Origin of the sequence: Kribbella albertanoniae (genome assembly GCF_004348455.1) — a bacterium.
GTDB classification, from domain to species: Bacteria; Actinomycetota; Actinomycetes; order Propionibacteriales; family Kribbellaceae; genus Kribbella; species Kribbella albertanoniae.
The window spans coordinates 1-24,225 of the sequence record NZ_SMKA01000124.1; the positions used below are offsets into that span (position 1 = coordinate 1).

Sequence of the window (24,225 nt, forward strand, 5' to 3'; positions counted from 1 at the left end):
GCGCAGGAGGTGGCGTTGGCGGGGACTACGTCGGTGTCTTTGGTGCCGGTGTAGAAGTGGACGGGGGCGCGCGGGGTCCAGTTGTGGCAGATCTGGTCGGCTTCGCGGAGGGCTTGGTGGAGGCGGCCGGTGGGGTGTTTGAGGCTGGCCAGGAACTGGGCGGTGAAGAGCTTTGCCGGGGTGTCGGGGAGGCCGGCGACGATCTCCTCTTCGGTGTGGGTGCCGTCGAGTAGGTCCTCGACGGTGTCGGCGTACGGCGTGCGGAAGGCTTCGCGCGGGGTGTTGTAGAGGCCGACCGTGCGATCCCAGGCGGTGGTGAAGTAGGCCAGGTACAGGGTGGCTACGTGGGGATTGACCTCGCCGCTGAAGACGGCGGGGAGCTCGGTGTTGAGCAGGTCGTAGGGGCCGGCCACGCCGCGGATCTCACCGAGGCGGAAGGAGCCTGCCTCGCCGCGGGTGAGGGCGCGGCCGACGCCTAGGGTTGCGCGGCCGCCCTGGGAGAAGCCGGTGACCAGTACGTCGCGTTTGAGGGCGACCCCGTGTCGCGGGGTGAAGGTGCGGGCCGCGAGCAACAGATCGATCGACGCGCTCGTCTCGGTATCGGTGTCGATGTAGGGGTGCTTGCCCGGGCCGAGGCCGAGGCCGAGGTAGTCCGGGGCGACGGCGGCCAGGCCGGAGCCGGCGAAGAGGGCGGTGATGATCCGGTCGGTCGACGTCGGATCGACGGAGGCGGCGTAGGCCTTGGTCGCGGTCGTCCCGTGGAGGTGTTCGGCGACGGTCAGAGCGCCGTGCCGGCCGTCGGGCAGGGCGACGAGGCCGCTGGCGGTCGTCGGCCGGCCGGTGGGGTCGACGGTGCGGTAGATCAGTCGGTAGAGGGTGACGTCGTACCGGGACTTGGGGGCGCCGACGAAACCGGCGTCGGTGGCGGCCTTGTCCAGGTCGGCGGCTTTGAGTTTGGCGATCTGGACGGCGGAGACGAGCGAGCCGCGCGGGGAGTGCGCAGGCGAGGAGCCGGCGGCCGGACTGGCGGAGGCCCGGGCGACCGCGGCCTGCGCCAGCGACGGTTGGGTGACGGCGAATGCAGACAGTGGCGCAGCGATCAGCGCACCGATGGCGAGAGTGGCGGGGACGATGCGAATCGCGCGGTTTCTCATGACCCCAAGCCAACCCGGCAACGCCCCCTCGCCACCATCAGGTAGACCCCCCGAACCGGGGTAGGGATATCCCTACCTGATCAAGGAGTTGTACAGCTCGACCGTCCGCTCGGCGACCGCGTCCCAGCCGAACTGCGACACTGCGCGCTCGCGACCCGCCTTGCCCATCGCCGCGGCCTTGGCCGGGTCGGCGACGAGTTCGTTGATGCCCTCGGCCAGCTCGCGCTCGAACGTGTCGATGTCGTTCTCGTCGTACTGCACCAGCGTCCCGGTGACCCCGTCGTCGACGACCTCCGGGATACCGCCGACCGCGCTGGCGACGACGGCCGTCTCACAGGCCATCGCCTCGAGGTTGACGATGCCGAGCGGCTCGTAGATCGACGGGCAGCAGAACGCGAGCGCGTGCGTGAGCACCTGCCGGACGTCTTCGCGCGGCAGCATCTCGGACACCACGAAGACGCCGTCGCGAGCTGCCTTGAGGTCATCGATCAGCGCGTCCGTCTCGGCCTTCAGCTCGACCGTGTCGGCCGCACCGGCCAGCAGCACCAGCTGGACCGACGGGTCGAGCTGTAGCCCGGCACGGAGCAGGTGCGGCACACCCTTCTGCCGGGTGATCCGGCCGACGAATGTCACGTACGGCCGGCTCAGGTCGACCCCGAGCCGCTCCAGTACGTGGGTCGACGGGTCCGGGTGGTAGAAGTCGGCGTCGATGCCGTTGGAGATCACATGCACCTTGGCCGGGTCGACAGACGGGTAGCAGGCCAGTACGTCGTCCCGCATCCCCCGGCTGACCGCCACCACCGCGTCAGCAGCCTCGTACGCCGTTTGCTCGGCCCAGCTCGACAGTCGGTAGCCACCGCCGAGCTGCTCGGCCTTCCACGGGCGACGCGGCTCCAGCGAATGGGCGGTCACCACGTGCGGGACGCCGTACAGGAGCTTGGCCCAGTGGCCGGCCATGTTGGCGTACCAGGTGTGCGAGTGCACGAGCTGTGCGTCGCCGACCGCCGCAGTCATGGTCAGATCGGTGGACAGGATCCGCAGCGCCGCATTGGCCTGGGGGATCCGTGGGTCGTCCTCGGAGTGCGCAGTCGCGCCCAGACGTGGCTCACCCATGCAGTGCACGTCTACGTCGAGCAGTTGGCGCAACTCGCGCACCAGGAAGTCGACATGCACCCCCGCCCCGCCGTACACGTCCGGAGGAAACTCACGCGTCAGGATGGCGACCTTCATAAGGTCCGACGATAGGTCATCAGGACGTGTGTGTAGCGACCCAGAACCGCAGCTTCCCGTGTCGCTCGTCCTCCAGTTCGCCACCGGCCGCCTGGATCACCTTCCGCGAGGCGAGGTTGTCGGCGTCGCAGGTCACCAGTGCCGGGTCGATGCCAAGCTCCGCGGCCACCGGTAGCGACTGGACGAGCATCTCCGTGGCGTAGCCACGACGCCGGTACGACGGGCGCACGCAGTACCCGATGTGGCCGCCGAGCTCCAGCAGCGGCGGGCTCAGCACATGCCGCAGGGACAGCCGGCCGAGCCACTCCAAGCCGTCGACGAACCAGAGGACGGTATACGGCACGATGCCTGGCACCAGTACGGCGTCCGGGTCGGTCGCGCCGCGGATACCGTCGACCAGCCGCTCAAACTCCGCCGGGTCAGCCGCCTGCTCGCGGGTCCAGTTCTCCTCTTCACCACCCACGAACGTCTCTGCGCCCATCCACCGCTCCTCTTCGGGCCGCAGCTCGTCCCAAGCGGCCAGGAAGGACCGGTGTACGGCGACAGTGGGCTCGACGAGGGTTGGCATCCCCCCAGTCTTACGCACGCCCGGTAGCCACCCAGTAGCGCAGCTTCCCCTCGTACTCGTCCTGCAGCACACCCCCAGCCGCCTCAATCGCCTTCCGCGACCCCACGTTGTCCACCAGGCAGGTCACCCGGGCAGGGTCGATCCCGAGCGCCGCAGCCACCGGCAGGGACTCGATCAGCATCGCCGTCGCGTAGCCACGCCGCCGAGCGGACGGCCGGACGCCGTACGTGATGTGTCCGGCGCCCTCGGCGAACGCCGGCCCCAGCCGGTGCCGGATCGAGAGGCGGCCGAGCCACTCCGGGCCGTCGACGTACCAGAGCACTGTCTGCGGCAGCATCTCCGGAGCCAGTGTGGTTCCAGCAGAAGCTTCGCTCGTGATGGCTGCCACCATGGCGGCGAACTCGGCTGGGTCCGCAGCCTGGTCGCGCGTCCACTCCGGTGCGCCGGAGACGATCGAGCGGGCGCCCAGCCAGCGGTCGTCGGTGCCGAACTCGTCCCAGGCGGTCAGGAACGAGTGGTGAACGGTGGCGGTCGGCGGGGTGAGCTTCGGCATGCTTCCAGTCTCCCGACACTCGCAACGGCTTATGTGTCGGGGCTGCCACGGCTAAGGTGCGGACATGGCAAAGGCGCCCAGAGTTCTCGGAATCGTGCTGGCCGGTGGTGAGGGAAAGCGGCTGATGCCGCTGACGGCGGACCGGGCCAAACCGGCTGTGCCCTTCGGCGGCAGTTATCGCTTGATCGACTTCGTGCTGTCCAACCTGGTGAACGCAGGGATCCGCAGCCTGTGTGTGCTGACGCAGTACAAGTCGCACTCGCTGGACAGACACGTGACGATCACCTGGCGGATGTCGACGTTCCTGGGCAACTACGTCACCTGTGTGCCGGCCCAGCAACGTCTCGGCCCGCAGTGGTACCAGGGCAGCGCGGACGCCATCTACCAGTCGATGAACCTGATCAACGACGCCAAGCCCGACATCATCGTGGTGTTCGGTGCGGACCACGTGTACCGGATGGACGCCTCCCAGATGGTGGCCGACCACATCGCCCGCGGCAATGGCGTCACCGTCGCGGGCATCCGGGTGCCGCGCTCGGAGGCGTCGGAGTTCGGCGTCATCAAGACCGCTGACGACGGTCACACGATCGCGGAGTTCCTGGAGAAGCCCGCTGACCCGCCCGGGCTGCCGGACTCGCCGGACGAGACGTTCGCGTCGATGGGCAACTACGTGTTCAGCGCCGACGTCCTGGTGGAGGCGCTGCGCAAGGACGCGGCCAACCCGGCGTCCCGGCACGACATGGGCGGCGACATCGTCCCGATGCTCGTTGCCGAGGGCAAGGCCGGCGTCTACGACTTCAAGGACAACGACGTGCCCGGTGCGCTCGATCGGGACCGTTCGTACTGGCGTGACGTCGGTTCGCTGGACTCGTACCACGAAGCGCACATGGACCTGGTGTCGATCCAGCCGGTGTTCAACCTGTACAACTCCGACTGGCCGATCTTCACCTCGCACCCACAGTTGCCCGGTGCGAAGTTCACCGACAACGCCACCGTCAGCGAGTCGATCATCTGCCAGGGCTCGATCGTGTCCGGTGCGACCGTCGACCACTCCGTGCTCGGCTCCAACGTGAAGGTCGGCGCCGGTGCGAAGGTCGAGCGCGCGGTGATCATGGACAACTGCACGATCGGCGCCGGTGCGGTGCTGAAGAACGTCATCCTGGACAAGAACGTGGTGATCCCGCCGGGTGTCGAGATCGGCATCGACCCCGACTACGACCGGCAGCGTGGCTTCACCGTCTCCAAGGGCGGCGTCACGGTGCTCGGCAAGGGCCAGGTGGTCGAGCCGCTCGCCGTACTGGCTGTTGAGGAGCCTGAGGTCGCCGAGGCATGAGCTCGGAGGCGGAGGCACTCGCACTGGACGCCGCCGACCCGGGACACCGGGAGCTCTTCGACATCCCGCCGGTGCACGAGCGCCGCTACCCCGAGGTCGCGTACTTCGCGGGTAACTCGCTCGGACTGCGGCCGAAGGCGACCCGCACCGAGCTGCTCGAGGACCTGGACTCGTGGGCTGCTCTCGGAGTCGAGGGACATCTCGAGGGCGAGCGGCCATGGCTGCCGTACCACGAGCTGCTGACCGCACCGGCGGCCCGACTCGTCGGTGCGCTGCCGAGCGAGACCGTGGTGATGAACTCGCTGACGGTCAACCTGCACCTGCTGATGGTGTCGTTCTACCGTCCGACAGCGTCGCGGTACCGGATCGTCATCGAGGACTCGGCCTTCCCGTCGGACAGCTATGCCGTCCAGTCCCAAGCACGCTTCCACGGGTACGACGACGCTGTCGTCCGCCTGAAGCCCAGACCGGGCGAGGACTGCCTCCGTACGGCGGACGTGGTCGAACAGCTCGGTGATGACGTGGCACTGGTCCTGCTCGGCGGTGTGAACTACCTGACCGGTGAGCTGATGGACATCCCCGCCATCACCACGGCCGGCCAGTCAGCCGGTGCAGTGGTCGGCTGGGACCTCGCACACGCGGTCGGCAACGTACCGCTGGCCCTGCACGAGTGGGGCGTCGACTTCGCCGCCTGGTGCTCGTACAAGTACCTGAACGCCGGCCCTGGTTCGCTGGCGGGTGCGTTTGTGCACGAGCGGCATCTGGCGAGCGGTCTGCCGCGGTTCGAGGGCTGGTGGAGCACGGACGCCGCAACACGCTTCGAAATGACCCCGTACTCGCGACCGCCTCAGTCTGCGGACGCATGGCAGGTGTCGAACCCGCCGATCTTCTCGATGAGTCCGGTACGCACCTCCCTGGAGATCTTTGACCGGGTGGGCATCACTGCACTGCGTGAGCGCAGTCTGCGGCTGACCTCGTACCTGGAGGCGCTGCTCGACGTCCCGATCATCACACCGACCGATCCGGCGCGCCGAGGCGCGCAACTGTCGCTGCGGATCAGCGGTGCGCTGACTGCCGGTGCGGTGGCCAAGCGGCTACGGTTCGAGTACGGCGTAATCGCGGACACGCGCGAGCCAGATGTGCTGCGACTGGCGCCGGTGCCGCTGTATTCGACGTACCACGACTGCTGGCGCGCAGCGTCAGCGCTGGCCGAGGTGATAGCGGGATGAAGGTTGCGATCGTCGGAGCCGGGCTGACCGGCAGTCTGCTGGCCTGCTACCTCGCCAGGCGCGGTCTGACAGTGACCCTGTACGAGCGTCGTCCGGATCCGCGCGTGGCCACGGCGGACCGCGGCCGGTCGATCAACCTGGCCATCTCCGAACGCGGACTGGATGCGCTGCGGCGGATCGGGCTGGACACGACGGTGATGGCCGATGCGCTTCCAATGAAGGGCCGGATGATCCACGCGGTCACCGGAGCGCTCGACTTCCAGCAGTACTCGGCCAGTGGCGACCGGGCGATCAACTCGATCAGCCGGGGCGCACTGAACAACGCGCTGCTGACTGCAGCTTCAGCGGCTCCGGGTGTATCGGTGGAGTTCGAGCACCGGCTGTGTGAGCTGGACTCGGCAGCCGGGCGGATGGTGTTCCAGACGCCGTCCGGGAAGGTGTCAGTCGCGGCGGACATAGTGCTGGGTGCAGACGGCGCCGGCTCGGCAGTACGCGAGCAACTGCTGGCCGAGGGCATCGTTGCCGAGGACGTCGACTTCCTGGACTACGGCTACAAGGAGCTGTCGATTCCGGCGGTGGACGGTGAGTTCGCGCTGGACCCGGGCGCCCTGCACATCTGGCCGCGCGGAACCTCGATGATGATCGCCCTGCCGAACCCGGACCGCTCGTTCACGTGCACGCTGTTCTGGCCGGCCGGGTCGTTCGACGCGCTCACCACGGCGGAGGCGATCATCGGGTACTTCGGTGAGCACTATCCCGACGTACTGCCGCTGGCACCGGATCTGGTCGATGACTACCTACACAACCCGGTCGGCGTACTCGGAACAGTCCACACACTGCCCTGGCAGGCGCACGGGCGCACTGGCCTCATCGGCGACGCAGCGCACGCCATAGTCCCGTTCTACGGCCAGGGCGCGAACTGTGCGTTCGAAGACGTCGTCGAGCTGGACCGCTGCCTGGACGACACAGGTGGTTCGTGGGCTCGCGCACTGCCACTCTTCGAGGCACGGCGTCGCGAGAACACCGAAGCTATCGCAGACATGGCTCTGAACAACTTCATCGAGATGCGCGACAAGGTCGCCTCACCGGTGTTCCGCCTGACCAAGCAGGTCGAGCACACGCTGGAGCGACTCCTGCCAGGCCGGTACGTCTCCCGCTACGAGCTCGTCGCCTTCAGCACCACCCCGTACGCCGAGGTCCAGCGCAGGGTGCACCGCCAGCACCAGTACGTCGGTCTGGCGGCAGCCGGTCTCGCACTGGTCGCACTGCGGTTGTTGAGGAGACTCCGATGACACTGTGGACACCGGAGCTGCTCACCGGCCAGCCCACCTCGGTGGGGCTCTTGAAGCATTTCGTCGGCGGCACCTTCGTTGACTCGCCCAAGCGTTTCCCCAAGGTGAGTCCGGTGACGGGCGAGCAGATCTTCGAGGTCTGCGAGGCGGACGAGTCCACTGTGGATGCGGCGGTGGCGGCGGCTCGCAAGGCTCTCAAGGGACCGTGGGGCCGGATGGGGGAGCAGGAGCGGGCCAACGTCCTGCGGCGAGTGGCGGACGAGCTGGAGCGCCGGTTCGACGACCTGGTCGCGGCCGAGGTCGGTGACACCGGCAAGTCGATCAGCCAGGCACGCACTCTCGACATCCCGCGCGGTGCGGCGAACTTCCGCACCTTCGCGGACTTCGCCACCACCACACCCACCGAGTCCTACACAACCACGCTCGCGGACGGCCGCCGGGCGCTCAACTACGCGGTCCGCAAACCGGTCGGTGTCGTGGCGATCGTCGTACCGTGGAACCTTCCGCTGCTCCTGCTGACCTGGAAGGTCGCACCGGCGCTTGCCTGCGGCAACGCAGTGATCGTGAAGCCGTCCGAGGAGACCCCGTCATCGGCCACCGTACTCGCCGAGGTGATGGCGGCGGCCGGCGTACCGGACGGGGTCTTCAACCTCGTGCACGGTCTCGGCCCGGCGTCCGCGGGGGAGTATCTGACCCGGCACCCCGGGATCGACGCGATCACCTTCACCGGCGAGTCCGCGACCGGTACGGCGATCGCCAAGGTGGCCGCGGAGCGGGTCAAGTCGGTCTCGTTCGAGCTCGGCGGTAAGAACGCCGGCCTGATCTTCGCCGACGCCGACCTGGACGCGGCAGTCGAGGGTTCGGTCCGCTCGACGTTCACCAACGGCGGCCAGGTCTGCCTGTGCACCGAACGCCTGTACGTCGAACGCCCCGTGTACGACGAGTTCTGCGCACGACTCGCATCCCGCGCCGGCGAACTCACCTACGGCTGGCCGTCCGACGAGGCGACGGCGAACATGCCGCTGATCTCCCGGCAGCACCGCGAGAAAGTCCTCTCGTACTACGATCTCGCGCGCTCCGAAGGGGCCGACGTACTGGCGGGCGGCGGCGTACCGACGTTCGGTGATGCGCGCGATGGTGGTTGCTATGTGCAACCGACGGTCGTGACCGGGCTGCCGGCGGAGGCCCGGACGAACCGCGAGGAAGTGTTCGGGCCGATCTGCCACATCGCGCCGTTCGACAGTGAGGACGAGGCGTTCGCGCTGGCCAACGACAGCGATTACGGGCTCGCGGCAACGGTCTGGACGCGCGATGTCGGGCGTGCGCATCGTGCGGGGGCTGCGCTGGAGGTCGGGCTGGTCTGGGTGAACACGTGGTTCGTCCGCGATCTGCGGACGCCGTTCGGCGGGATGAAGTTGTCCGGGGTCGGGCGTGAAGGCGGGCGGCATTCGTTCGACTTCTACTCCGAGCCGACCAACGTCTGCGTGGAGATCACATGACCGTCGTGCCGGGTAAGGCTGTGCCGCGTGGGCGGTTTCCGCATGTGAAGGTCAGCCAAGGATTCGCGTTCGTGTCCGGTACGTCGAGCCGGCGGCCGGACAACACGATCGCGGGGGCATCCGTTGACGAGCTGGGCACGACCACGCTCGACATTCGCGAGCAGACGCGAGCCGTACTGGAGAACATCCGCGACATCCTGCAAGCCGTTGGTGCGGATCTGACAGACCTGGTGAGTGTCACGACGTACCTGGTGTCGATGAACGACTTCGGTGGGTACAACGAGGTCTACGGTGAGTACTTCGACGAGAACGGGCCATCGCGGACGACTGTTGCCGTTCATCAACTGCCACATCCCCAATTGCTCATTGAGATTCAGGCCGTAGCGGCGATCCCGTCTAAGGAGTGAACCCATGAAGGCGACGAACTTTCCGGAGTGGATCGAGGAGAACAAACATCTGCTGAAGCCGCCGGTCGGCAACAAGCAGATGTTCCCGACCGGGGACGACTTCATCACGATGGTGGTCGGCGGGCCGAACCAGCGCACCGACTTCCACGTCGACCCGTACGAGGAGTTCTTCTACCAGATCAAGGGTGAGCTGCGGGTCAACGTGATGACGGACGACGGCCCCGAGACCGTCGAGGTCAACGCGGGCGAGATGTGGGTGCTGCCGCGCAACATGCCGCACTCTCCCCAGCGTGGTCCGGACTCGATCGGCCTGGTGATCGAGCGAGTCCGCGAACAGGGCACGCTGGAGAAGTTTCGCTGGTACTGCGGTGAGTGCAGCGCGATCGTGCACGAGGTCGAGTTGCAGGTGACCGACATCGTCGCCGACCTTCCGCCCGTCTTCGCCGCCTTCTACGACAGCGTGGAAGCCCGGACCTGCCCCGAGTGTGGCGCGGTCCATCCGGGCAAGGCCTGAGTGACCGTCGACGTCCACACCCACCTTGTCCCCAAGGGCTGGCCCGATCTCGCGGCCGCCTGTGGGGGCGAGGGATGGCCGTGGCTGCGGGTGGATTCCGAACGGGCCGCGATGATCATGGTCGGCGAGACCGAGTTCCGCCCGGTCGGCCCGCAGGCCTGGGACACCGCCGTACGGCGGGCCGATATGGATGCCGACGGCATCGATCTGCAGGTGGTGTCGCCGACCCCGGTGTTCTTCGGGTACGACCGGCCGGCCGCGCAGGCGGTCAAGCTGGCAAGGATCTTCAACGACCGCACGCTGGAGACGCTGGCCGGGGACGAGCGGTTCGTCCCGTTCTGTCAGGTGCCGCTGCAGGATCCGGACGCGGCCTGTGCCGAGCTGGACCGCTGCCTGGACGCCGGGCACGTCGGGGTGGAGATCGGCAACCACGTCGGCGACAAGGACCTCGACGACGCCGGGATCGTTGCCTTCCTCAAGCATTGTGCGGAGACCGGTACGCCGGTTCTCGTGCACCCGTGGGACATGCCGGGCGGGCCGCGGCTGGATCGCTGGATGGCGCGCTGGCTGACCGGGATGCCGGCCGAGACCCATCTGTCGATCATCGCGATGATCCTCGGCGGGGCGTTCGACGTACTGCCGGAGTCGCTGCGGATCTGTTTCGCCCACGGAGGTGGGAGTTTCGCGTTCTGGCTCGGCCGCCTGGAGAACGCCTGGAACCGGCGTGCTGACATCGTGCGTGGTTGCTCAGAGCATCCACCTTCTCACTATCTGGATCGGTTCTTCGTCGACACAGTGGTGTTCGAATCAGCGCCTTTACGGCTACTTGTCGATACCTTGGGAGAAGACCGGGTACTGGTCGGCAGTGACTATCCCTATCCACTGGGTGAGCGACCGGTCGGGGAGGTGGTGCGGAAATCCGGCTTCCTGACCGTGGAGCAGCAGCAGAAGCTGTTGGCGACGAACGCAATGCGTTACCTCGGGAGGTCTTGAATGAGCGAGGACCAATCGGTTCTGACGCGTAAAGGCCGTGAGCCTGACGAAGAGCTCCGGTACGGCGACCACGCGGACCACGTGATCGACCACTGGCACGCGAAGAACCCGCGCCCGTTGGTCGTCTACATCCACGGTGGCTTCTGGCGCCCGGAGCACGACCGCATGCACGCCCGATCACTCGGCGCTGCCCTCTCAGACCTCGGCTGGCCGGTCGCCTCCCTCGAGTACCGCCGGGTCCCTGGTGAGCCCGACATCACCACATCAGACATCCGTACGGCGCTCGACGCGCTCCCGGACCTGGTCGACGTACAGGCCGGATACGTGCTGGTCGGCCACTCCGCAGGTGGTCAGCTGGCGCTCTGGGCCGCGGCCACCCTCAACCCGGTCCGCCTGCGCGGTGTGGTCGGCCTGGCTCCGGTCGCCGACCTCCTGCTGGCTGACCAGCTGATGCTCGGGAACAGCGCCGTACAGGCGTTCATCGGCAACGGTGTCCGCAACGACCTGGACCCGGTGCACCTCCCCGCCCCAATCGCCTCGGTCTCGATCCTGCACGGCGTGAACGACACCGAAGTACCCCTCCAGGTCGCAGAGTCCTACTTCACCGCCCACCCCACCTCCCGCTTCCACCGCATCCCCAACTGCGGCCACTACGAGCTCATCGACCCCCTCACCGACCCCTTCAACGACCTAGCCACCGAGCTCGCCCGCCTCACCACCTGACAGTCGATCCCCGCACACCATGACGATCGCCCCGGCCACCAGATGTGCCCTGGGACGGGTTATGGGTGCGAGAGACAGGTAGTAGTGGCCGGAGACCTGTGGTGCGAGGTCTCCGGCCGGTGTTGGGTGTCTCGGGCCACTAGACGCGGCCCGGGCGGCGTCAGCTCAGGCGCTTGGTGGCGGTGAGGAGGCCTTCGGAGGTGGGGAGGAGGGCGGAGACGAGGTCGTCGTCTTCGCGGACTGCGCGGATGAGGTCGCGCAGGGCGGTGGTCTCGGGGTCGCGGTGGGCCGGGTCGGGGACTCGGCCGCCGGTGAGAATGCCGGCGAAGACGACGATGCCGCCGGGGCGCAGGAGGCGGAGGGCCTCGTGCAGATAGGCGGTGTTCTCGCGGCGGTCGGCGTCGCAGAAGACCAGGTCGTAGTGGCCGTCGGTGAGGCGGGTGACGACATCGAGGGCGGCGCCGGCGATCAGGCGGAAGCGGTTCGAGGTGATGCCGGCGTCCAGGAAGGTCTTGCGGGCCAGGCGCTGGTTCTCGGCGTCCAGGTCGACCGTGGTCAGGGTGCCGTCGGTGCGCATGCCGCGGAGCAGGGCCAGGCCGGAGACGCCGGTGCCGGTGCCGATCTCGACCACGGCCTTGGCTCCGACGGTGGCGGCGAGCAGGCTGAGCGCGGTCGCCGAACCGGGCCCGATCGCGGCGATGCCACTGTCCGCAGCGCTCGCCCGGGCACCGGTGACGACCTCGTCGTCTCCGATGTAGTCCTCGGCGTACGCCCAGGAGCTCGGGTCGATGCCGGTGGCGATGATGCCCTCCCGTGGGTCTGCGGGGTATTCCGCTGCTGCGCTGCTCATGCTGCCGAGAAGCCTAGCGGCACCGGGTCCGGTTTCCTCGCCTCCCGCGCGGAGATTGCACAAAACTGCTCATTACAACCAGCGCGCAATCAGATATGATCGTCATTGACGGGCAGAGCTCACCTAGGACAAGGAGGTACGGCGAGATGCGGCTAAGCGCGGATGACGTCGATGCCGGCTTCCTTGAAGACGGTCAGCTGGCTCTCGTCGGCCTGGGCGTCGGTGACCAGGGTGTCGATCTCGCTCAGTTCGCAGATCCGGGCGAAGGCGCGCTGGCCGAGTTTGGAGGAGTCGGCGACCACGACGACCTTGGCGGCCCGGCTGACGATCAGCTGGTTGATGTTCGCCTCGCCCTCGTGGTGGGCGGTGGCGCCGGTCTCGTCGATCCCGTCGACACCGATGAAGGCGATGTCCAGCGACAGGTCGGCCAGGATCCGGTGCGACAGCGGCCCGATCATCTCGTAGGACTGCGGCCGGGCCACGCCGCCGGTGAGCACCATCTTCACGTGCGGCCGGACGATCAGCTCGTTGGCGATGTTCAGCGCGTTGGTGACGAGTGTGAACGCGGGCTCGCCGTGCTCGGCGGACAGCTCCGGGCGGGTCGCCAGCGTGCGCGCCACCTCGGAGATGGTGGTGCCGCCGTTCATCCCGATCACCATGCCGCGGCGGACCAGCGTGGCCGCGGCCTGCGCGATCCGCTGCTTCTCGGACGCGAAACGCGCAGTCTTGTAGCGCAGCGGCAGGTCGTACGACACCGCGTTGGCGACGGCGCCACCCCGGGTCCGGGTGAGGAGCTGCTGCTTGCCCAAGTGGTCCAGGTCGCGCCGGATGGTCGCCGCGGACACGTGCAACTGCTCGGCGAGCTCGTCGACGTCGATGGCGCCCTTCTCGGCGAGCGACTCGAGCAAGGTGTTGAGGCGTTCATAACGCTTCACCCGGGGCTCCTCCTTCACACAATCGGTCAGCCGGATGGCGGCCGGTTGGCACCATTCGATCACGTTCGAGCAGTTTCGACCATGACAAGTGCGGAGACGACATGACCCAGACGCCCGATGAGAGCCCTTTCGTGACCGCGGAGATCGCCACCCAGCCGGAGCTCTGGCGCCGGATCGGCAGCAGTTTCGCGCAGTACGGTGACGCGTTGCCGAAGGCCGGTCAGCGTGTCGCGGCGGTCGGTTGTGGGACCTCCTGGTTCATGGCGATGGCGTACGCCGCCCTCCGTGAGGACCTCGGGCAGGGCGAGACGGACGCCTTCGCCGGCTCGGAGTTCCCCAAGGACCGCGGGTACGACGCCATCGTCGTGATCAGCCGGTCCGGTACGACGACCGAGGTGCTCGACCTGATCCGGGCGACCGACGTACCGACTGTGGCGATCACCGCGACCGAGGGCTCGCCGATCGTCGAGCTCGCCGATCACGTGATCATGCTGGACTTCGCCGATGAGCAGTCCGTTGTTCAAACCCGGTTCGCGACCACCACGCTGGGGCTGTTGCGCGCATCGGTCGGCCAGGATCTCGAGCAGGCCGCCGTGGATGCGGAGACCGCTCTGAGCATTGACGTGGACGAACTGGCCAAGCTCGAGCAGGTCACGTACGTCGGGACTCGCTGGACCGTCGGTCTGGCCCACGAGGCCGCCCTGAAGCAGCGCGAGGCGGCCTCCGCGTGGACTGAGGCGTACCCGGCGATGGACTACCGGCACGGGCCGATCGCGATCGCCCAGCCTGGCCGCGGTGTGTGGGTCTTCGGCGAGCCGCCGGTGGGCCTGCTCGACGATGTCGCCGCCACCGGCGCCACGATCGTGCACCACGCAGAGCTGGACCCGATGGCTTCCCTGGTCGTCGCTCAGCGCGTCGCCGTCGCGAAGGCGCTCGCCCTCGGCCTGAACCCGGACCAGCCGCGCAGCCTGACCCGCTCGGTCATCCTGCCCTGATCCGCATCAGGATCGATCTGCTTCGTGGCTCGGCGTTGACGCAAGGTAGTCGAGTGACTACTTTGGCGGCCGTGGATCGCCGTACCGCCGAGTAGGCCGGTGGTGGACAGGCGGTTCAGCCGCCCGTTCCATCGAAGGAGTTGCCGTGCGCGCTTTCCGCCGACGTCCGCTGCAGATCTTCCTCGCAACCCTGTTCGCCGCCGCCGTACTGACCCCAGCCACCGGGCACGCCGCCGCCAATCCGTACGAGCGTGGTCCAGCTCCGACCAACGCCTCGATCGAAGCACCACAAGGCCCGTTCGCCACCGCGACAGTGACCGTCCCGGCCTCCGGGGCGCGCGGTTTCGGTGGCGGCACCATCTACTACCCGACCAGCACCAGCGAAGGCACTTTCGGTGCGGTGGCCATCTCACCTGGATTCACCGCGACTCAGTCGAGTGTCGCCTGGCTGGGACCACGGCTGGCCTCGCAGGGCTTCGTGATCATCACGATCGACACCCTGTCCCGCTACGACTCACCGGCCAGTCGCGGTGACCAACTGCTGGCAGCGCTGGACTACCTCACCACCACCAGCTCCGTCCGGACTCGGATCGACGCGAGCCGGCTCGGCGCGATGGGGCACTCGATGGGCGGCGGAGGCTCTCTCGAGGCCGCCAAGGACCGGCCGGCACTCCAGGCCATCGTCCCACTGGCAGGCTGGAACACCACGAAGAACTGGGCGCAGGTCTCCGTGCCGACCCTGGTCGTGGGGGCCGAGAGCGACACCGTTGCCCCGGTCAGCAGCCACTCCGAACCCTTCTACACCAGCCTGCCGACCACCCTCGACAAGGCGTACCTGGAGCTGAACAACGCCAGTCACTCCGCTCCGACCTCGCCGAACACGACGGTCGCGAAGTACAGCATTTCCTGGCTGAAGCGCTTCATCGACGACGACACCCGCTATGAGCAGTTCATCTGCCCCGGACCGGGGGCGAGCACGACGGTCGAGGAATACCGATCGACCTGCCCGTTCTGAGCTGCACCTTCTGACCTGCACCTTCTGACCTGGGCCGGCCCGGCCGCACGGAGCGGCCGGGCCTCGGAGGCTAGAACCAGGCCTGGCTGGTGACCGCCTGCTTGAGCTGTGTCTGGCTCAACGGCGGCTGCGGGGACAGGTTGGGACCGCCCTTGCGTCCGTAGGTGTAGGACTGGATGAAGATCTCGTAGCTGTCCTTGGTGAACAGACTGGCCCAGTTGGCCTTGCCGCCACCGTCCACTGCGGGCTCCTGCCCGTGCCCTGACAGCAGGACCGATCCGTCCGCCCGCGCGGTGCATGCCATCGGTGCCCCGCCGCCTCCATTCACCTGTTGACGGGTCTCCTCGCAGCGCGCGGCCGCAGGGCCCTCGTAGGCGGTGAAGGAGACCGTCGTGAGGTAGCCCTTCCAGAGGAAGTGCGCGAGCTGGCCGTGCTTGCCGTCGTCGATGATCCGGCCGGTGCGGGCTTCGGCCTGGGTGACCTTCCCGGGATAGATCTGGGCGAACAAGCCGGGCAGGTTCGCTGCCTTGACCGGAATGTTCGCCGTGGCGGGCGGCGGGGGCAGAGGCTTGTCGGACTTCCCGGCGGTCGGCTTTTTCTCGGGTTGGTCCGGCTTGGTGCTCTCATGCTGGTCCGGCTTCGCAGTCGTGTCGGTGACGGGCACCGGGGCGGGAGCGCCCGCCGGTGCGATCCCGCTCCCACCACCGCTGCCCGGTCCGGGGGCGACGGTCAGGGCGACCCCTACGATCCCGGCCACGCCGACCGCTGCGGCGAGCGCCGTACCGGCTGTGTGCAGGCGGTGCTTGGCGCGGCCGCGGACGATCCCGCCGCGGACCAGTGCCGCGACATCCACCTCGACGTCCGCCGTGGTGTCGTGGAAAAGCGTCGTGACGCGGTCGTCAGTGGCTGTCTTGTCGTCGTACATGTCAGTCCTTCCCGATCCTCAGTGAGTCGTCGGCCAGCCCGCGGATCCGTTCGAGTGCGCGCATACTGCGGTTGCGCACCGCGCCCGGCGAGGCGCCCATCCGGTCGGCGACCTCGTCGACACTGAGGTCCTCGAGATAGCGCAGCACCAGCACCACACGATCGGCAGGTGGCAGCTCGGCCAGTAGCGCCCGGAGCGCCAGCCGGACGTCCGCCCTGGCCGCCGGATCGTCCACCAGTTGCTCCGGCACGTCGGCGTACGGCTTCTCGTCGTTGCTCCGCCGCCGCCTCCCGCCGAGGAACGTCCGGGTCAACGTGGTCTGCGCATAAGCCGCCGGATTGTCGATCCGGCCGAACGGCCTCCGCCACCGCGCATAGATCTTGGCGAGCGTCTCTTGGACGAGGTCCTCTGCCTGGTGGTGACTACCGCACAGCAACCACGCCGAGCGGTAGAGCTGAGCAGCTCGCGCCTGTGCGAACTCCTCGAACTCCTGCTCCGTACCCGACCCACTGCGATTCGGCATCGTTCTCCTCGGTTGGCGTCACCCCTTTCGATGCGATGCCACCTCCGAATGTCACACCGACGCGGGTCAATCGCAGTAGATCGCCGTGAAAACCCCGAGCACTGCGCTCGATGCGTCACCGCCAGGCAGCGGGTTGTAGGACAACGTGGCGTGGGTGGAACCCGAGTGGGTCGAGTACGTCGTGTAGCCCAGAATCTGGCCGCTGTGTCCCTCGACCGTGGTCCCACAGGGCAATCGGAATCGCTGCAGACCCAGGCCGTACTCGAACAACTCGGTGGCCGGGACGTAGCGCCGCATCTCGGCCAGCGCGGCCTTGCTGGTCAGCCGCGCCGCGAAGAGCGCCTCGAAGAACCGATTGACGTCAGCCGTCGTGGAGATCATCTCGCCGGCCGCCCAATCCAGCGACGGATTCATCAGCGTCGCGTCGACCAGCTCGCCGTCGACCGAGGTGTAGCCAGGCGCATGCGGAGACGGCAGACCAGGCCGATCGCCGGGCAGGCTCGTCTGCGTCAGCCGGAGCGGTCTCAGGATCCGTCTGCTGATCTCCGCACCGTACGAACGACCGGTGACGCGCTCGATCAGCAACCCGGCCACGATGTAGTTGGTGTTCGAGTAGTGCCACCCGGTGCCCGGCGGGAAGTAGGGCGGGTGACTGAAGGCGACCTCCAGCAGCTGTGAAGGCTCGTAGTGCCGGAAGCGCTCAGCGCCCCGCCATCGATTGGTCGACCAACCAGGATCGTGCGCGTAGTCGTAGATGCCGCTCGTATGGTCGAGCACCTGCCGCACCGTGATGCGCTCACCATCCGGTACGACGCCTGGCAGGTACCGCGCGATCGGATCGTCGAGCCGAACCCGTTGCTCGTCGACCAGCTGCAGGATCACCGTCGCCACGAACGTCTTCGTGACACTCCCGATCCGGAAGTACGCATTCGGTGTGACCGGTCCGGCCGCACCTGATTCCGCATCGACGCGGAGCACGGCGGTGGAGGCCCCGCCGGAATCGACGATCTGTTGCAGTGGAAGGGCTGGGAAGTTGGGGGAGACGGCAAGGACGGCGCTGGCGAGGAAGGCGGTGAGGTTCATGGCCAGAACGCTATGTATTCAAGGGCTTCGCCGACATCCGGCCAACCCCCGAACCTCGCCGGGGGTTAACCCCACCCGCGACGATCCCGACGCCGGCCGCGGCCACCAGCAGTGCGGCAACGAGGAAGAGGATGCCGCGAGTTCCGATCGCCGAGACCAGCAGTCCCGCGGCCGCCTGGCCGAGCGCGGCGGCGCCGACCCGCAGGCTGGCGGCGGTGGTTCCGACCCGGCCTTGGAGATCGATCGGGCTGTAGCGCTGCCGTGCCGCGAACATGGCCGGCAACAGCGGCCCTTCGACCGCGCCGGTCAGCACTGCCAGCGCCAGCAGAATGGCGAACGATCCGGCGAACGGCCAGAAGGCGAACGCAACGCCATAGGCAGCGGCTGCGGCGATCACGATGTGCTCCGGTCGCCAGCGGGTCTGGAGACGGCTCGACAACAGCGCAACGCAGACACTGCCCACTTCGACAGCAGTCCACAGATAGCCGGCGGCTGAGCTCGGCACATGCAGTGAGGGCGCGTGCAGCGGCAGAGCGATCAACAGCATGCCCATCGCACCGGCGAGCAAGGTGGTGGTCGTGGTCGAAGCGCGCAGAGGCGGTGTCCGAACCAAATGCCGGACTCCTGCGATCGCAGAGCTGAAAAGCGGAGCCGGCTCACCAGCCGGTAGCGCAGGAAGTCGACCGATCGCAAGGATGCTGACCACAGCCGTGACCGCAATGACCACTCCAGCGGCTTCGATCGACACGGTCGCAGCCAGGGTTGCCGCGGTGGCCGGACCGGCGATCGTGGCGGCCCCGAAGCTGGCAGCCTCCAGCGAGTTGGCCCGCGGCAGGAGCTCGGCCGGCACGAGTCGCGGCAGGATCGTCGTGAAACCCCCGGACACCATCGGCAGCGTTGCTCCGGCAACCGCAGCCAGCACTGGCGTTACCCACGACGGCGTATGACCGACAGCGGCGAGCAGTGCGAGCATCACCACGACAAGTACGGCCTGGTTCGTAGCGAGCGCCGTACGGCGGTATCGCGTCCGGTCGAGCCACGCTCCGAGGAGCGGCCCGGTCAGCACAGCCGGCAACGCGTAGGCGGCTCCGGTCGCTCCGGCCAGTGCAGCGCTCCCCGTCCGGTCCAGCACCAGTAGCACCAGCGTGAAGGCCACCATCTCGTCCCCGAGTCGCGCGGACGTGGCAGCGAGATAGTAGGCGAGCGGCATGTAACCGAACTTAGGTCGTTACGCGTTACCGCAGCAATCCCGTTACAGTCGAACCATGGAACGGATGGTGCGGATTGCCGTCGACCTGGTCAACGCGGGCGAGCTGCCCGCTGTCGAGTCGGCGGAAGCCTTCCTGCGGGCTCACGAGGAGCCGGAGCCGGTCGAGATCACCCGCCACGACCTGGCCGGGATCAACGCGGTCCGCGAGCGGCTGCGGCCTGTGTTCGGGGCGGAGCCGGCGGAGGCAGCCAGGTTGCTCAACGGGTTGCTGCGCGACTACGCCGTACGGCCGTATCTGACTGAGCACGACGGCACGCCGTGGCACCTGCATGTTGCCGAGCCGGACGCTGGTTGGGCGGAGTGGCTCGCGGCGCAGACTGCGCTTGCACTGGCCGGTTTTGCGGCCAGTCACGGTTTCGGAGCGCTGGCGGAGTGCGCTGCGGCGGACTGCCGGCAGGTGTTCGTGAACAGCACTCCGAAACGACCCAAACGCTTCTGTACGCCGACCTGTGCCGGCCGGACCCGGGTTGCGGCGTACCGCGCCCGCCGCGCGCAGTAGCCCGAGGCCTAGGATCTGAGGTGAAGGCACTGGCCGGGAACTTCCGGGTAGGGCACCGCGTTGAGCCGTCGTAGCAGCATCTCAGGGTTGAACCCGGGTGTTCCCGACGTGCGCAGAGGACGGTGACCGAGGCACCATGGCCTTCACGCTCATTGCCGAGAGGACCCAGGGAGGCGCTGCGGTGAAGCCGCTCGACACGCCGCTGGCCCCCGCACGCCCGCCGGTGCCGGAGACGCTGCCTTCGTGGGACGAGATCGTCCGCACGCACTCCGCCCGGGTCTACCGGCTGGCCTACCGCCTGACCGGGAACAAGCACGACGCGGAGGACCTCACCCAGGAGGTCTTCGTCCGGGTCTTCCGGTCGCTGTCGTCGTACACCCCCGGCACCTTCGAGGGCTGGCTGTACCGGATCACCACCAACCTGTTCCTGGACGGTGCCCGCCGCAAGCAGCGGATCCGGTTCGACGGCCTGCCGGAGGACGCGCACGACCGGCTGCCGGCCAAGGGTGACGGCCCCGCCGACAAGCTGAACGCGGAGCTGTTCGACCACGACGTGCAGGGCGCCTTGGACTCGTTGCCGGAGGACTTCCGCGCCGCGGTGGTGCTCTGCGACATCGAGGGCATGACGTACGACGAGATCGCCGACGTGCTGGACGTGAAGCTCGGGACGGTCCGCAGCCGGATCCACCGCGGCCGCTCGATGTTGCGCAAGCATCTGGAGCACCGGGCCCCGCGGCCCGGTCAGACCCGGATCAGTGGTCCGTCCACGGACGGACTGCTGGGTGAGAGTTCCGGAGGTGAGTGGCGGTGACCCTTCAGCACCCGATGGACAAGCTCAGTGCCGTCGTCGACGGCCAACTCGACCATGACTCGCGGGACAAGGTCCTGAGTCACCTGGTCGGCTGTGACACCTGCCGCGCCGAGGTGGACGCCCAGCGCCGGCTGAAGGCGCGGATGGCCGCCCTCGAGGCGCCCGACCCGTCCACTGACCTCATGCAGCGGCTGATGGGTGTCTCCTCGTTCGGCACCGAGCCGCGTGAAGAGATCCGTCCGGTGCTGACACCGGCCCTGTCGCTCTTCCCGCAGCGCTCCGCCTTCCCGGCGGCCCGCACCGGCGCCAGCCGCCCGGGAGCACCCCGGACGACCCGCTCCCGCCGCCGTACGGGCGTTCTGGGCGCGGCCGGCTCCGCAGCCGCAGTCGCCTCACTACTCGGTACGGCGTTCGTCGTCGGGGACCCTTCCCGGTCGGAGCAGCCGCCGGCGCTGCAGCCGCCGATGACCAGCTTCTCGTCCGACCACGCCAGCACCACGGGTGGGACGCCGTTCGCAGACCCGGTGGCCGTGCTCAACTCGTACAACGGGTCCGGATACGTCGGGTTCGGCTCGACGCTGCAGCCGGTGGCCCTGACCGGACGCTGATCCGTGAGCCTGAACCGGCTCGCCGTACTGGTCAGCACCGCCCTGATCGGTATCGGCCTGCCCCTGCCCGCCACCGCGGTGCCAGCGATGGACCGCGAGGACTCGCCGCTGGCCGTCAGCTGGCTGGAGCGCGCCGCAGCGGCGCCGAACCGGGTTTCGTACCACGGCACCCAGATCATCACCGCCTGGGGACCGCAGGGCGCGAGCTCAGCAATGCTCGACATCGTGCACGCGGCGTCCCAGGGCTCGGAGATCAGTGTCGTCGGTTCGCCGTCCTCGCCGGGCGCCAAGGCCTTCGTGCAGCGGGCGACCAGTACGGACGCATCCATCGACGGCGGTCCGCTCGCGCTGCTGCGCGCGACGTACAAGCTGGTCTACAAGTGCTGCACTGACGTGATCGGGCGGACGGCGGTGCTGGTCGAGGCGCTCCGCGACGACCAGACGCTCGCTGCGCGGTTCTGGATCGACAAGGCGACCGGGCTGCTGCTGCAGCGGCAACTGTTCAGTGTGGACGGCAAGACGATGGTGCGGGCGACCGTGTTCACCGAGCTGGAGATCGAGGACTCGCAGTTCATCCGGCATCTGCCACCGATGACGCCGAACGGTGTGGAGCCGGTCGGGCTCGGCAAGGTCGAGAGCCTGCGTTCCGAGGGCTGGATCTGCACACCTGAGCTGCCGGCCGCCCTCAAGCTGTACGACGTCCACCAGGACACCACGAACGGCTCGCTCCAGTTCTCGTACTCCGACGGTCTGTTCAACGTCTCGGTCTTCGAGCAGCGTGGCGCGCTCGACCCGGCCGCCGTGGCCGGCTTCACCCAGACGCAGACACCCGGCGTCTACGTCCGCTACGGCATGCCGTCGTACGTCGTCTGGTCGTCCGGCGGGATCGTCTACACGCTGATCGGGGACGTGCCACCGGACGCCCTCGGGAAGGTGGTCGAGTCGTTCCCGCACGAGCTGCCGGTGCACCTGAGCGCGGTCCAGCGGATCGGCAGCGGACTGGCCAAAATCGCGACGTGGCTCACTCCGATGGGTGCGCTTTCCCCCAAGCTGGGATAATCAAATCCGGAGCTACTCTCGGGAGTGGCCCCCGGCCGATGTTCCCGACCACGAGTGAGGCGATCACGTGAGCACCAACGACGCCGAACCGAGCACCCCGGCAGCGCCCGGCAGCGCGCCGCTGACGGGCTTGACGCCGCCTGCGCCCGGGGCCGGGACGACACCGCTTGCGCCGCCGCGCAGTGACTCGGCCTACCGCCAGACGGCCAGTACGCCGCAGCCCGCGCTCCCGCAGCCTGCCCTCCCGTCCCCTGCCCTCTCATCGCCGCCCGAAGGGCAGCAGCCGATGCGGTCGGTCACGCAGCGCAGCTTCGGTGCGCAGGAGCCGGCCTTCCGCCCGGTCTACCCGGGTCAGGCCTGGCCGACCGAGCGCCCCGGCTACCAGGGGCCTGTGCCTCCGCCGCCGCTCGACTGGCATCAGCAGCAGGCCCGCGCGTACACGCCGGGTCAGCCGCCCAAGAAGTTCGACAACCGCGTCATCCTGATCGCAGCGATCGTTGCGCTCGTCATCGGACTGCTCGCTGGTGGCGGTGCCGCCGTGACCGTGGTCGCGCTGAGCGACGGCAACGGCCCGATTACCAAGCAGCCGGACGTCCCGGTCGGGACGGGGACCGATCCGAAGATCCGCAGTGGCTCGGTCTCCGCAGTGGCGGGCAGTTTGCTGCCGAGCGTGGTCCAGCTCCGGGTCGAGGGTTCGGACAACTCCCAGTCGACCGGTTCCGGATTCGTGATCGACAACGCCGGTCACGTGCTGACCAACAACCACGTCGTCGCCTCGGCCGCCAAGGGCGGCTTGATCCAGATCATCACCGAGAAGGGCAAGTCCCAGACCGCCCGTCTGGTCGGCCGCTCGCCGGCGTACGACCTCGCGGTCGTCCAGGTGATCGGTCTGGATGCGCCGTCGGTGCAGTTCGGCCGCTCGGACCTCGCGATCGTCGGGCAGGACGTCGTCGCCATCGGCTCCCCGCTCGGGCTGGCCGGGACCGTCACCTCGGGCATCATCTCCGCGAAGAACCGGCCGGTGACTGCGGGGGACAGTGCGGACCAGGCGTCGTACATCAACGCTCTGCAGACCGACGCGGCGATCAACCCGGGCAACTCGGGTGGACCGCTGGTCGACATGAACGGCCGAGTGATCGGGGTGAACTCGGCGATCGCGGCCGTGCGTGGCGCCCAGGAAGGGCAGACCGGCAACATCGGGCTCGGGTTCGCGATCCCGATCGACCAGGCCCGCCGTACGGCGCAGCAGTTGATCGCGAACGGCAAAGCGACGTACCCGGTGATCGGCGCGAACGTCGACATGCAGTTCGAGGGTGGTGCCCGGGTCAGCTCGGTCGCCGCCGGCTCGCCTGCCTCTCGGGCCGGGCTCCGGGTGGGCGATGTGATCACCGAGATCAACAAGCAGTTGGTGGACACCGCCGAGTCGCTCATCGTCGCGATCCGCTCCCATCAACCAGGTGAGAGCGTCCGCCTCGTCTACGAACGCAGCGGCCGTCCGCGCCAGGCCACCGTGACGCTCGGCCAGCAGATCGGCTGACACCCCCTCGGGTACGCTGTGCCGGGGAACGAGAAGTGAGGTGAACGCATGTTCGGCATCGGGCCGCTCGAGCTGGTCGTGATCGCGATCGTCGCCGTACTCGTCTTCGGCCCGGAGCGGCTGCCGGAGTTCGCCCGCACCGCGGGCAACCTGCTCCGCCAGGTGCGCCGAATGGTCTCCAACGCGCAGAACGACCTGCGCAGCGAGCTCGGCCCGGAGTTCGCCGACCTGGAGTTGCAGGACCTCAACCCGCGCAACTTCGTCCGCAAACACCTCCTCGAAGGCACCGACGACTTCGACGACAAGCCCGTCTCCACAGACTTCGCCGATGCCCCCCAACGCCTCCCAGCCGGCGCCAAACCCCCCTACGACCCCGAGTCCACCTGACGTAGGGCGGCTGCCCTTCGCAGTGCCGCGGTCACCTAATGGGGAGTGCGGACATCTGATCAGGTGTCCGGCGTCCCCAGTGGGTGTACGCAGTCCGGGTTGCCAGCGTTGCGGCTGGAGCTGTGGTGTGGTGTGGTGAGGAGGTCAGCGGCCGGCGGGGCTTAGGCCTAGTTGGCGGCCGAGGAGGCCTCGGGGTTTGCCGCCTAGTTTGGCGGCGATGCCTTCGAGGACCC

26 protein-coding genes are annotated in these 24,225 nt (G+C 68.2%); 16 read left to right on the top strand and 10 right to left on the bottom strand.

What is annotated here, in order from left to right; translation table 11 throughout:
• From E1261_RS24235 to E1261_RS24250, 4 genes are all read right to left on the bottom strand, one after another.
• On the bottom strand, window positions 1-1,154 hold a 1,154-nt coding region (locus E1261_RS24235; RefSeq protein ID WP_132410223.1), incomplete at its 3' end, for a hypothetical protein.
• Window positions 1,155-1,226: 72 nt separating this feature from the next.
• Window positions 1,227-2,384: a glycogen synthase gene (gene glgA, locus E1261_RS24240; RefSeq protein WP_132410225.1), complete on the bottom strand. Its 1,158-nt coding sequence runs from the start codon at window positions 2,382-2,384 to the stop codon at window positions 1,227-1,229.
• A 19-nt stretch (window positions 2,385-2,403) separates the two neighbouring features.
• On the bottom strand, window positions 2,404-2,952 hold the full coding sequence (locus E1261_RS24245) for a GNAT family N-acetyltransferase (protein WP_132410227.1): 549 nt from the start codon (window positions 2,950-2,952) through the stop codon (window positions 2,404-2,406).
• Between the two features lie 10 nt (window positions 2,953-2,962).
• Window positions 2,963-3,505 (bottom strand): GNAT family N-acetyltransferase, encoded by a 543-nt coding sequence (locus E1261_RS24250; protein WP_132410229.1) that lies wholly within the window; start codon window positions 3,503-3,505, stop codon window positions 2,963-2,965.
• Between the two features lie 64 nt (window positions 3,506-3,569).
• Here E1261_RS24250 and glgC point away from each other — a divergent pair, with 64 nt between their 5' ends.
• From glgC to E1261_RS24290, 8 genes are read left to right on the top strand one after another with little or no spacing between them, the layout of a single operon-like run.
• Complete coding sequence (gene glgC, locus E1261_RS24255; protein ID WP_132410231.1) at window positions 3,570-4,838, top strand: glucose-1-phosphate adenylyltransferase; 1,269 nt, start codon at window positions 3,570-3,572, stop codon at window positions 4,836-4,838.
• Window positions 4,835-6,067 (top strand): kynureninase, encoded by a 1,233-nt coding sequence (kynU, locus tag E1261_RS24260; protein ID WP_132410233.1) that lies wholly within the window; start codon window positions 4,835-4,837, stop codon window positions 6,065-6,067. The genes glgC and kynU overlap by 4 nt, the downstream gene beginning before the upstream one ends.
• Window positions 6,064-7,359 (top strand): FAD-dependent oxidoreductase, encoded by a 1,296-nt coding sequence (locus E1261_RS24265; protein WP_132410235.1) that lies wholly within the window; start codon window positions 6,064-6,066, stop codon window positions 7,357-7,359. The genes kynU and E1261_RS24265 overlap by 4 nt, the downstream gene beginning before the upstream one ends.
• Window positions 7,356-8,858 carry a 2-hydroxymuconic semialdehyde dehydrogenase gene (locus E1261_RS24270; RefSeq protein WP_132410237.1) on the top strand — a complete coding sequence of 501 codons (1,503 nt, stop codon included), beginning with the start codon at window positions 7,356-7,358 and terminating at the stop codon, window positions 8,856-8,858. The genes E1261_RS24265 and E1261_RS24270 overlap by 4 nt, the downstream gene beginning before the upstream one ends.
• Window positions 8,855-9,265: a RidA family protein gene (locus E1261_RS24275; RefSeq protein WP_132410239.1), complete on the top strand. Its 411-nt coding sequence runs from the start codon at window positions 8,855-8,857 to the stop codon at window positions 9,263-9,265. Before E1261_RS24270 ends, E1261_RS24275 begins: the two co-directional genes overlap by 4 nt.
• 4 nt (window positions 9,266-9,269) lie before the next feature.
• On the top strand, window positions 9,270-9,779 hold the full coding sequence (locus E1261_RS24280) for a 3-hydroxyanthranilate 3,4-dioxygenase (RefSeq protein ID WP_132410241.1): 510 nt from the start codon (window positions 9,270-9,272) through the stop codon (window positions 9,777-9,779).
• Window positions 9,780-10,772 carry an amidohydrolase family protein gene (locus E1261_RS24285; RefSeq protein WP_132410243.1) on the top strand — a complete coding sequence of 331 codons (993 nt, stop codon included), beginning with the start codon at window positions 9,780-9,782 and terminating at the stop codon, window positions 10,770-10,772.
• Window positions 10,773-11,495, top strand: a complete 723-nt coding sequence (locus E1261_RS24290; RefSeq protein WP_132410245.1) for an alpha/beta hydrolase family protein — start codon at window positions 10,773-10,775, stop codon at window positions 11,493-11,495.
• Window positions 11,496-11,655: 160 nt separating this feature from the next.
• Here the strand turns inward: E1261_RS24290 and E1261_RS24295 are convergent, their stop codons facing one another.
• Complete coding sequence (locus E1261_RS24295; RefSeq protein WP_132410247.1) at window positions 11,656-12,345, bottom strand: O-methyltransferase; 690 nt, start codon at window positions 12,343-12,345, stop codon at window positions 11,656-11,658.
• Window positions 12,346-12,497: 152 nt separating this feature from the next.
• The gene (locus E1261_RS24300; protein WP_132410249.1) at window positions 12,498-13,280 is read right to left on the bottom strand and encodes a DeoR/GlpR family DNA-binding transcription regulator; all 783 of its coding nucleotides are present in this window, start codon (window positions 13,278-13,280) and stop codon (window positions 12,498-12,500) included.
• Between the two features lie 101 nt (window positions 13,281-13,381).
• Between E1261_RS24300 and E1261_RS24305 the strand changes: the two genes are divergently transcribed.
• Window positions 13,382-14,275, top strand: a complete 894-nt coding sequence (locus E1261_RS24305) for an SIS domain-containing protein (RefSeq protein WP_132410251.1) — start codon at window positions 13,382-13,384, stop codon at window positions 14,273-14,275.
• A 145-nt stretch (window positions 14,276-14,420) separates the two neighbouring features.
• Window positions 14,421-15,290 (top strand): poly(ethylene terephthalate) hydrolase family protein, encoded by an 870-nt coding sequence (locus E1261_RS24310; RefSeq protein WP_238176401.1) that lies wholly within the window; start codon window positions 14,421-14,423, stop codon window positions 15,288-15,290.
• Window positions 15,291-15,360: 70 nt separating this feature from the next.
• Here the strand turns inward: E1261_RS24310 and E1261_RS24315 are convergent, their stop codons facing one another.
• The 4 genes from E1261_RS24315 to E1261_RS24330 all read right to left on the bottom strand — a co-directional run bounded on the left by E1261_RS24315 (window position 15,361) and on the right by E1261_RS24330 (window position 19,031).
• On the bottom strand, window positions 15,361-16,215 hold the full coding sequence (locus tag E1261_RS24315) for a hypothetical protein (protein WP_132410255.1): 855 nt from the start codon (window positions 16,213-16,215) through the stop codon (window positions 15,361-15,363).
• A gap of 1 nt (window position 16,216) precedes the next feature.
• Window positions 16,217-16,738, bottom strand: a complete 522-nt coding sequence (locus E1261_RS24320; protein ID WP_132410257.1) for a SigE family RNA polymerase sigma factor — start codon at window positions 16,736-16,738, stop codon at window positions 16,217-16,219.
• Between the two features lie 66 nt (window positions 16,739-16,804).
• On the bottom strand, window positions 16,805-17,821 hold the full coding sequence (locus E1261_RS24325; RefSeq protein ID WP_132410259.1) for a serine hydrolase domain-containing protein: 1,017 nt from the start codon (window positions 17,819-17,821) through the stop codon (window positions 16,805-16,807).
• A 10-nt stretch (window positions 17,822-17,831) separates the two neighbouring features.
• Window positions 17,832-19,031: an MFS transporter gene (locus E1261_RS24330; RefSeq protein ID WP_132410261.1), complete on the bottom strand. Its 1,200-nt coding sequence runs from the start codon at window positions 19,029-19,031 to the stop codon at window positions 17,832-17,834.
• Between the two features lie 55 nt (window positions 19,032-19,086).
• Between E1261_RS24330 and E1261_RS24335 the strand changes: the two genes are divergently transcribed.
• The 6 genes from E1261_RS24335 (at window position 19,087) to E1261_RS24360 (ending at window position 23,992) form a co-directional block, all read left to right on the top strand.
• A complete protein-coding gene (locus E1261_RS24335) occupies window positions 19,087-19,590 on the top strand; it encodes a CGNR zinc finger domain-containing protein (RefSeq protein WP_132410263.1) in 504 nt (167 codons plus the stop codon).
• Window positions 19,591-19,726: 136 nt separating this feature from the next.
• Complete coding sequence (gene sigE / locus E1261_RS24340; protein WP_132410265.1) at window positions 19,727-20,401, top strand: RNA polymerase sigma factor SigE; 675 nt, start codon at window positions 19,727-19,729, stop codon at window positions 20,399-20,401.
• Window positions 20,398-21,009 carry an anti-sigma factor family protein gene (locus E1261_RS24345; RefSeq protein ID WP_132410267.1) on the top strand — a complete coding sequence of 204 codons (612 nt, stop codon included), beginning with the start codon at window positions 20,398-20,400 and terminating at the stop codon, window positions 21,007-21,009. The genes sigE and E1261_RS24345 overlap by 4 nt, the downstream gene beginning before the upstream one ends.
• A gap of 3 nt (window positions 21,010-21,012) precedes the next feature.
• A complete protein-coding gene (locus tag E1261_RS24350; protein ID WP_132410269.1) occupies window positions 21,013-22,068 on the top strand; it encodes a sigma-E factor regulatory protein RseB domain-containing protein in 1,056 nt (351 codons plus the stop codon).
• 67 nt (window positions 22,069-22,135) lie between these two features.
• Window positions 22,136-23,605 carry a S1C family serine protease gene (locus tag E1261_RS24355; protein WP_132410271.1) on the top strand — a complete coding sequence of 490 codons (1,470 nt, stop codon included), beginning with the start codon at window positions 22,136-22,138 and terminating at the stop codon, window positions 23,603-23,605.
• A 48-nt stretch (window positions 23,606-23,653) separates the two neighbouring features.
• A complete protein-coding gene (locus tag E1261_RS24360; RefSeq protein ID WP_132410273.1) occupies window positions 23,654-23,992 on the top strand; it encodes a sec-independent translocase in 339 nt (112 codons plus the stop codon).
• The last annotated feature ends 233 nt before the right edge of the window (window positions 23,993-24,225 follow it).

Coding starts and splice junctions, on each gene's coding strand:
- E1261_RS24245 (WP_132410227.1), bottom strand. CDS start 2,952: ATGCCAACCCTCGTCGAGCCCACTGTCGCCGTACACCGGTCCTTCCTG.
- sigE (WP_132410265.1), top strand. CDS start 19,727: ATGGCCTTCACGCTCATTGCCGAGAGGACCCAGGGAGGCGCTGCGGTG.
- E1261_RS24325 (WP_132410259.1), bottom strand. CDS start 17,821: ATGAACCTCACCGCCTTCCTCGCCAGCGCCGTCCTTGCCGTCTCCCCC.
- E1261_RS24265 (WP_132410235.1), top strand. CDS start 6,064: ATGAAGGTTGCGATCGTCGGAGCCGGGCTGACCGGCAGTCTGCTGGCC.
- E1261_RS24320 (WP_132410257.1), bottom strand. CDS start 16,738: ATGCCGAATCGCAGTGGGTCGGGTACGGAGCAGGAGTTCGAGGAGTTC.
- E1261_RS24270 (WP_132410237.1), top strand. CDS start 7,356: ATGACACTGTGGACACCGGAGCTGCTCACCGGCCAGCCCACCTCGGTG.
- E1261_RS24315 (WP_132410255.1), bottom strand. CDS start 16,215: ATGTACGACGACAAGACAGCCACTGACGACCGCGTCACGACGCTTTTC.
- E1261_RS24295 (WP_132410247.1), bottom strand. CDS start 12,345: ATGAGCAGCGCAGCAGCGGAATACCCCGCAGACCCACGGGAGGGCATC.
- E1261_RS24280 (WP_132410241.1), top strand. CDS start 9,270: ATGAAGGCGACGAACTTTCCGGAGTGGATCGAGGAGAACAAACATCTG.
- E1261_RS24290 (WP_132410245.1), top strand. CDS start 10,773: ATGAGCGAGGACCAATCGGTTCTGACGCGTAAAGGCCGTGAGCCTGAC.
- E1261_RS24335 (WP_132410263.1), top strand. CDS start 19,087: ATGGAACGGATGGTGCGGATTGCCGTCGACCTGGTCAACGCGGGCGAG.
- glgC (WP_132410231.1), top strand. CDS start 3,570: ATGGCAAAGGCGCCCAGAGTTCTCGGAATCGTGCTGGCCGGTGGTGAG.
- E1261_RS24330 (WP_132410261.1), bottom strand. CDS start 19,031: ATGCCGCTCGCCTACTATCTCGCTGCCACGTCCGCGCGACTCGGGGAC.
- glgA (WP_132410225.1), bottom strand. CDS start 2,384: ATGAAGGTCGCCATCCTGACGCGTGAGTTTCCTCCGGACGTGTACGGC.
- kynU (WP_132410233.1), top strand. CDS start 4,835: ATGAGCTCGGAGGCGGAGGCACTCGCACTGGACGCCGCCGACCCGGGA.
- E1261_RS24360 (WP_132410273.1), top strand. CDS start 23,654: ATGTTCGGCATCGGGCCGCTCGAGCTGGTCGTGATCGCGATCGTCGCC.
- E1261_RS24275 (WP_132410239.1), top strand. CDS start 8,855: ATGACCGTCGTGCCGGGTAAGGCTGTGCCGCGTGGGCGGTTTCCGCAT.
- E1261_RS24305 (WP_132410251.1), top strand. CDS start 13,382: ATGACCCAGACGCCCGATGAGAGCCCTTTCGTGACCGCGGAGATCGCC.
- E1261_RS24250 (WP_132410229.1), bottom strand. CDS start 3,505: ATGCCGAAGCTCACCCCGCCGACCGCCACCGTTCACCACTCGTTCCTG.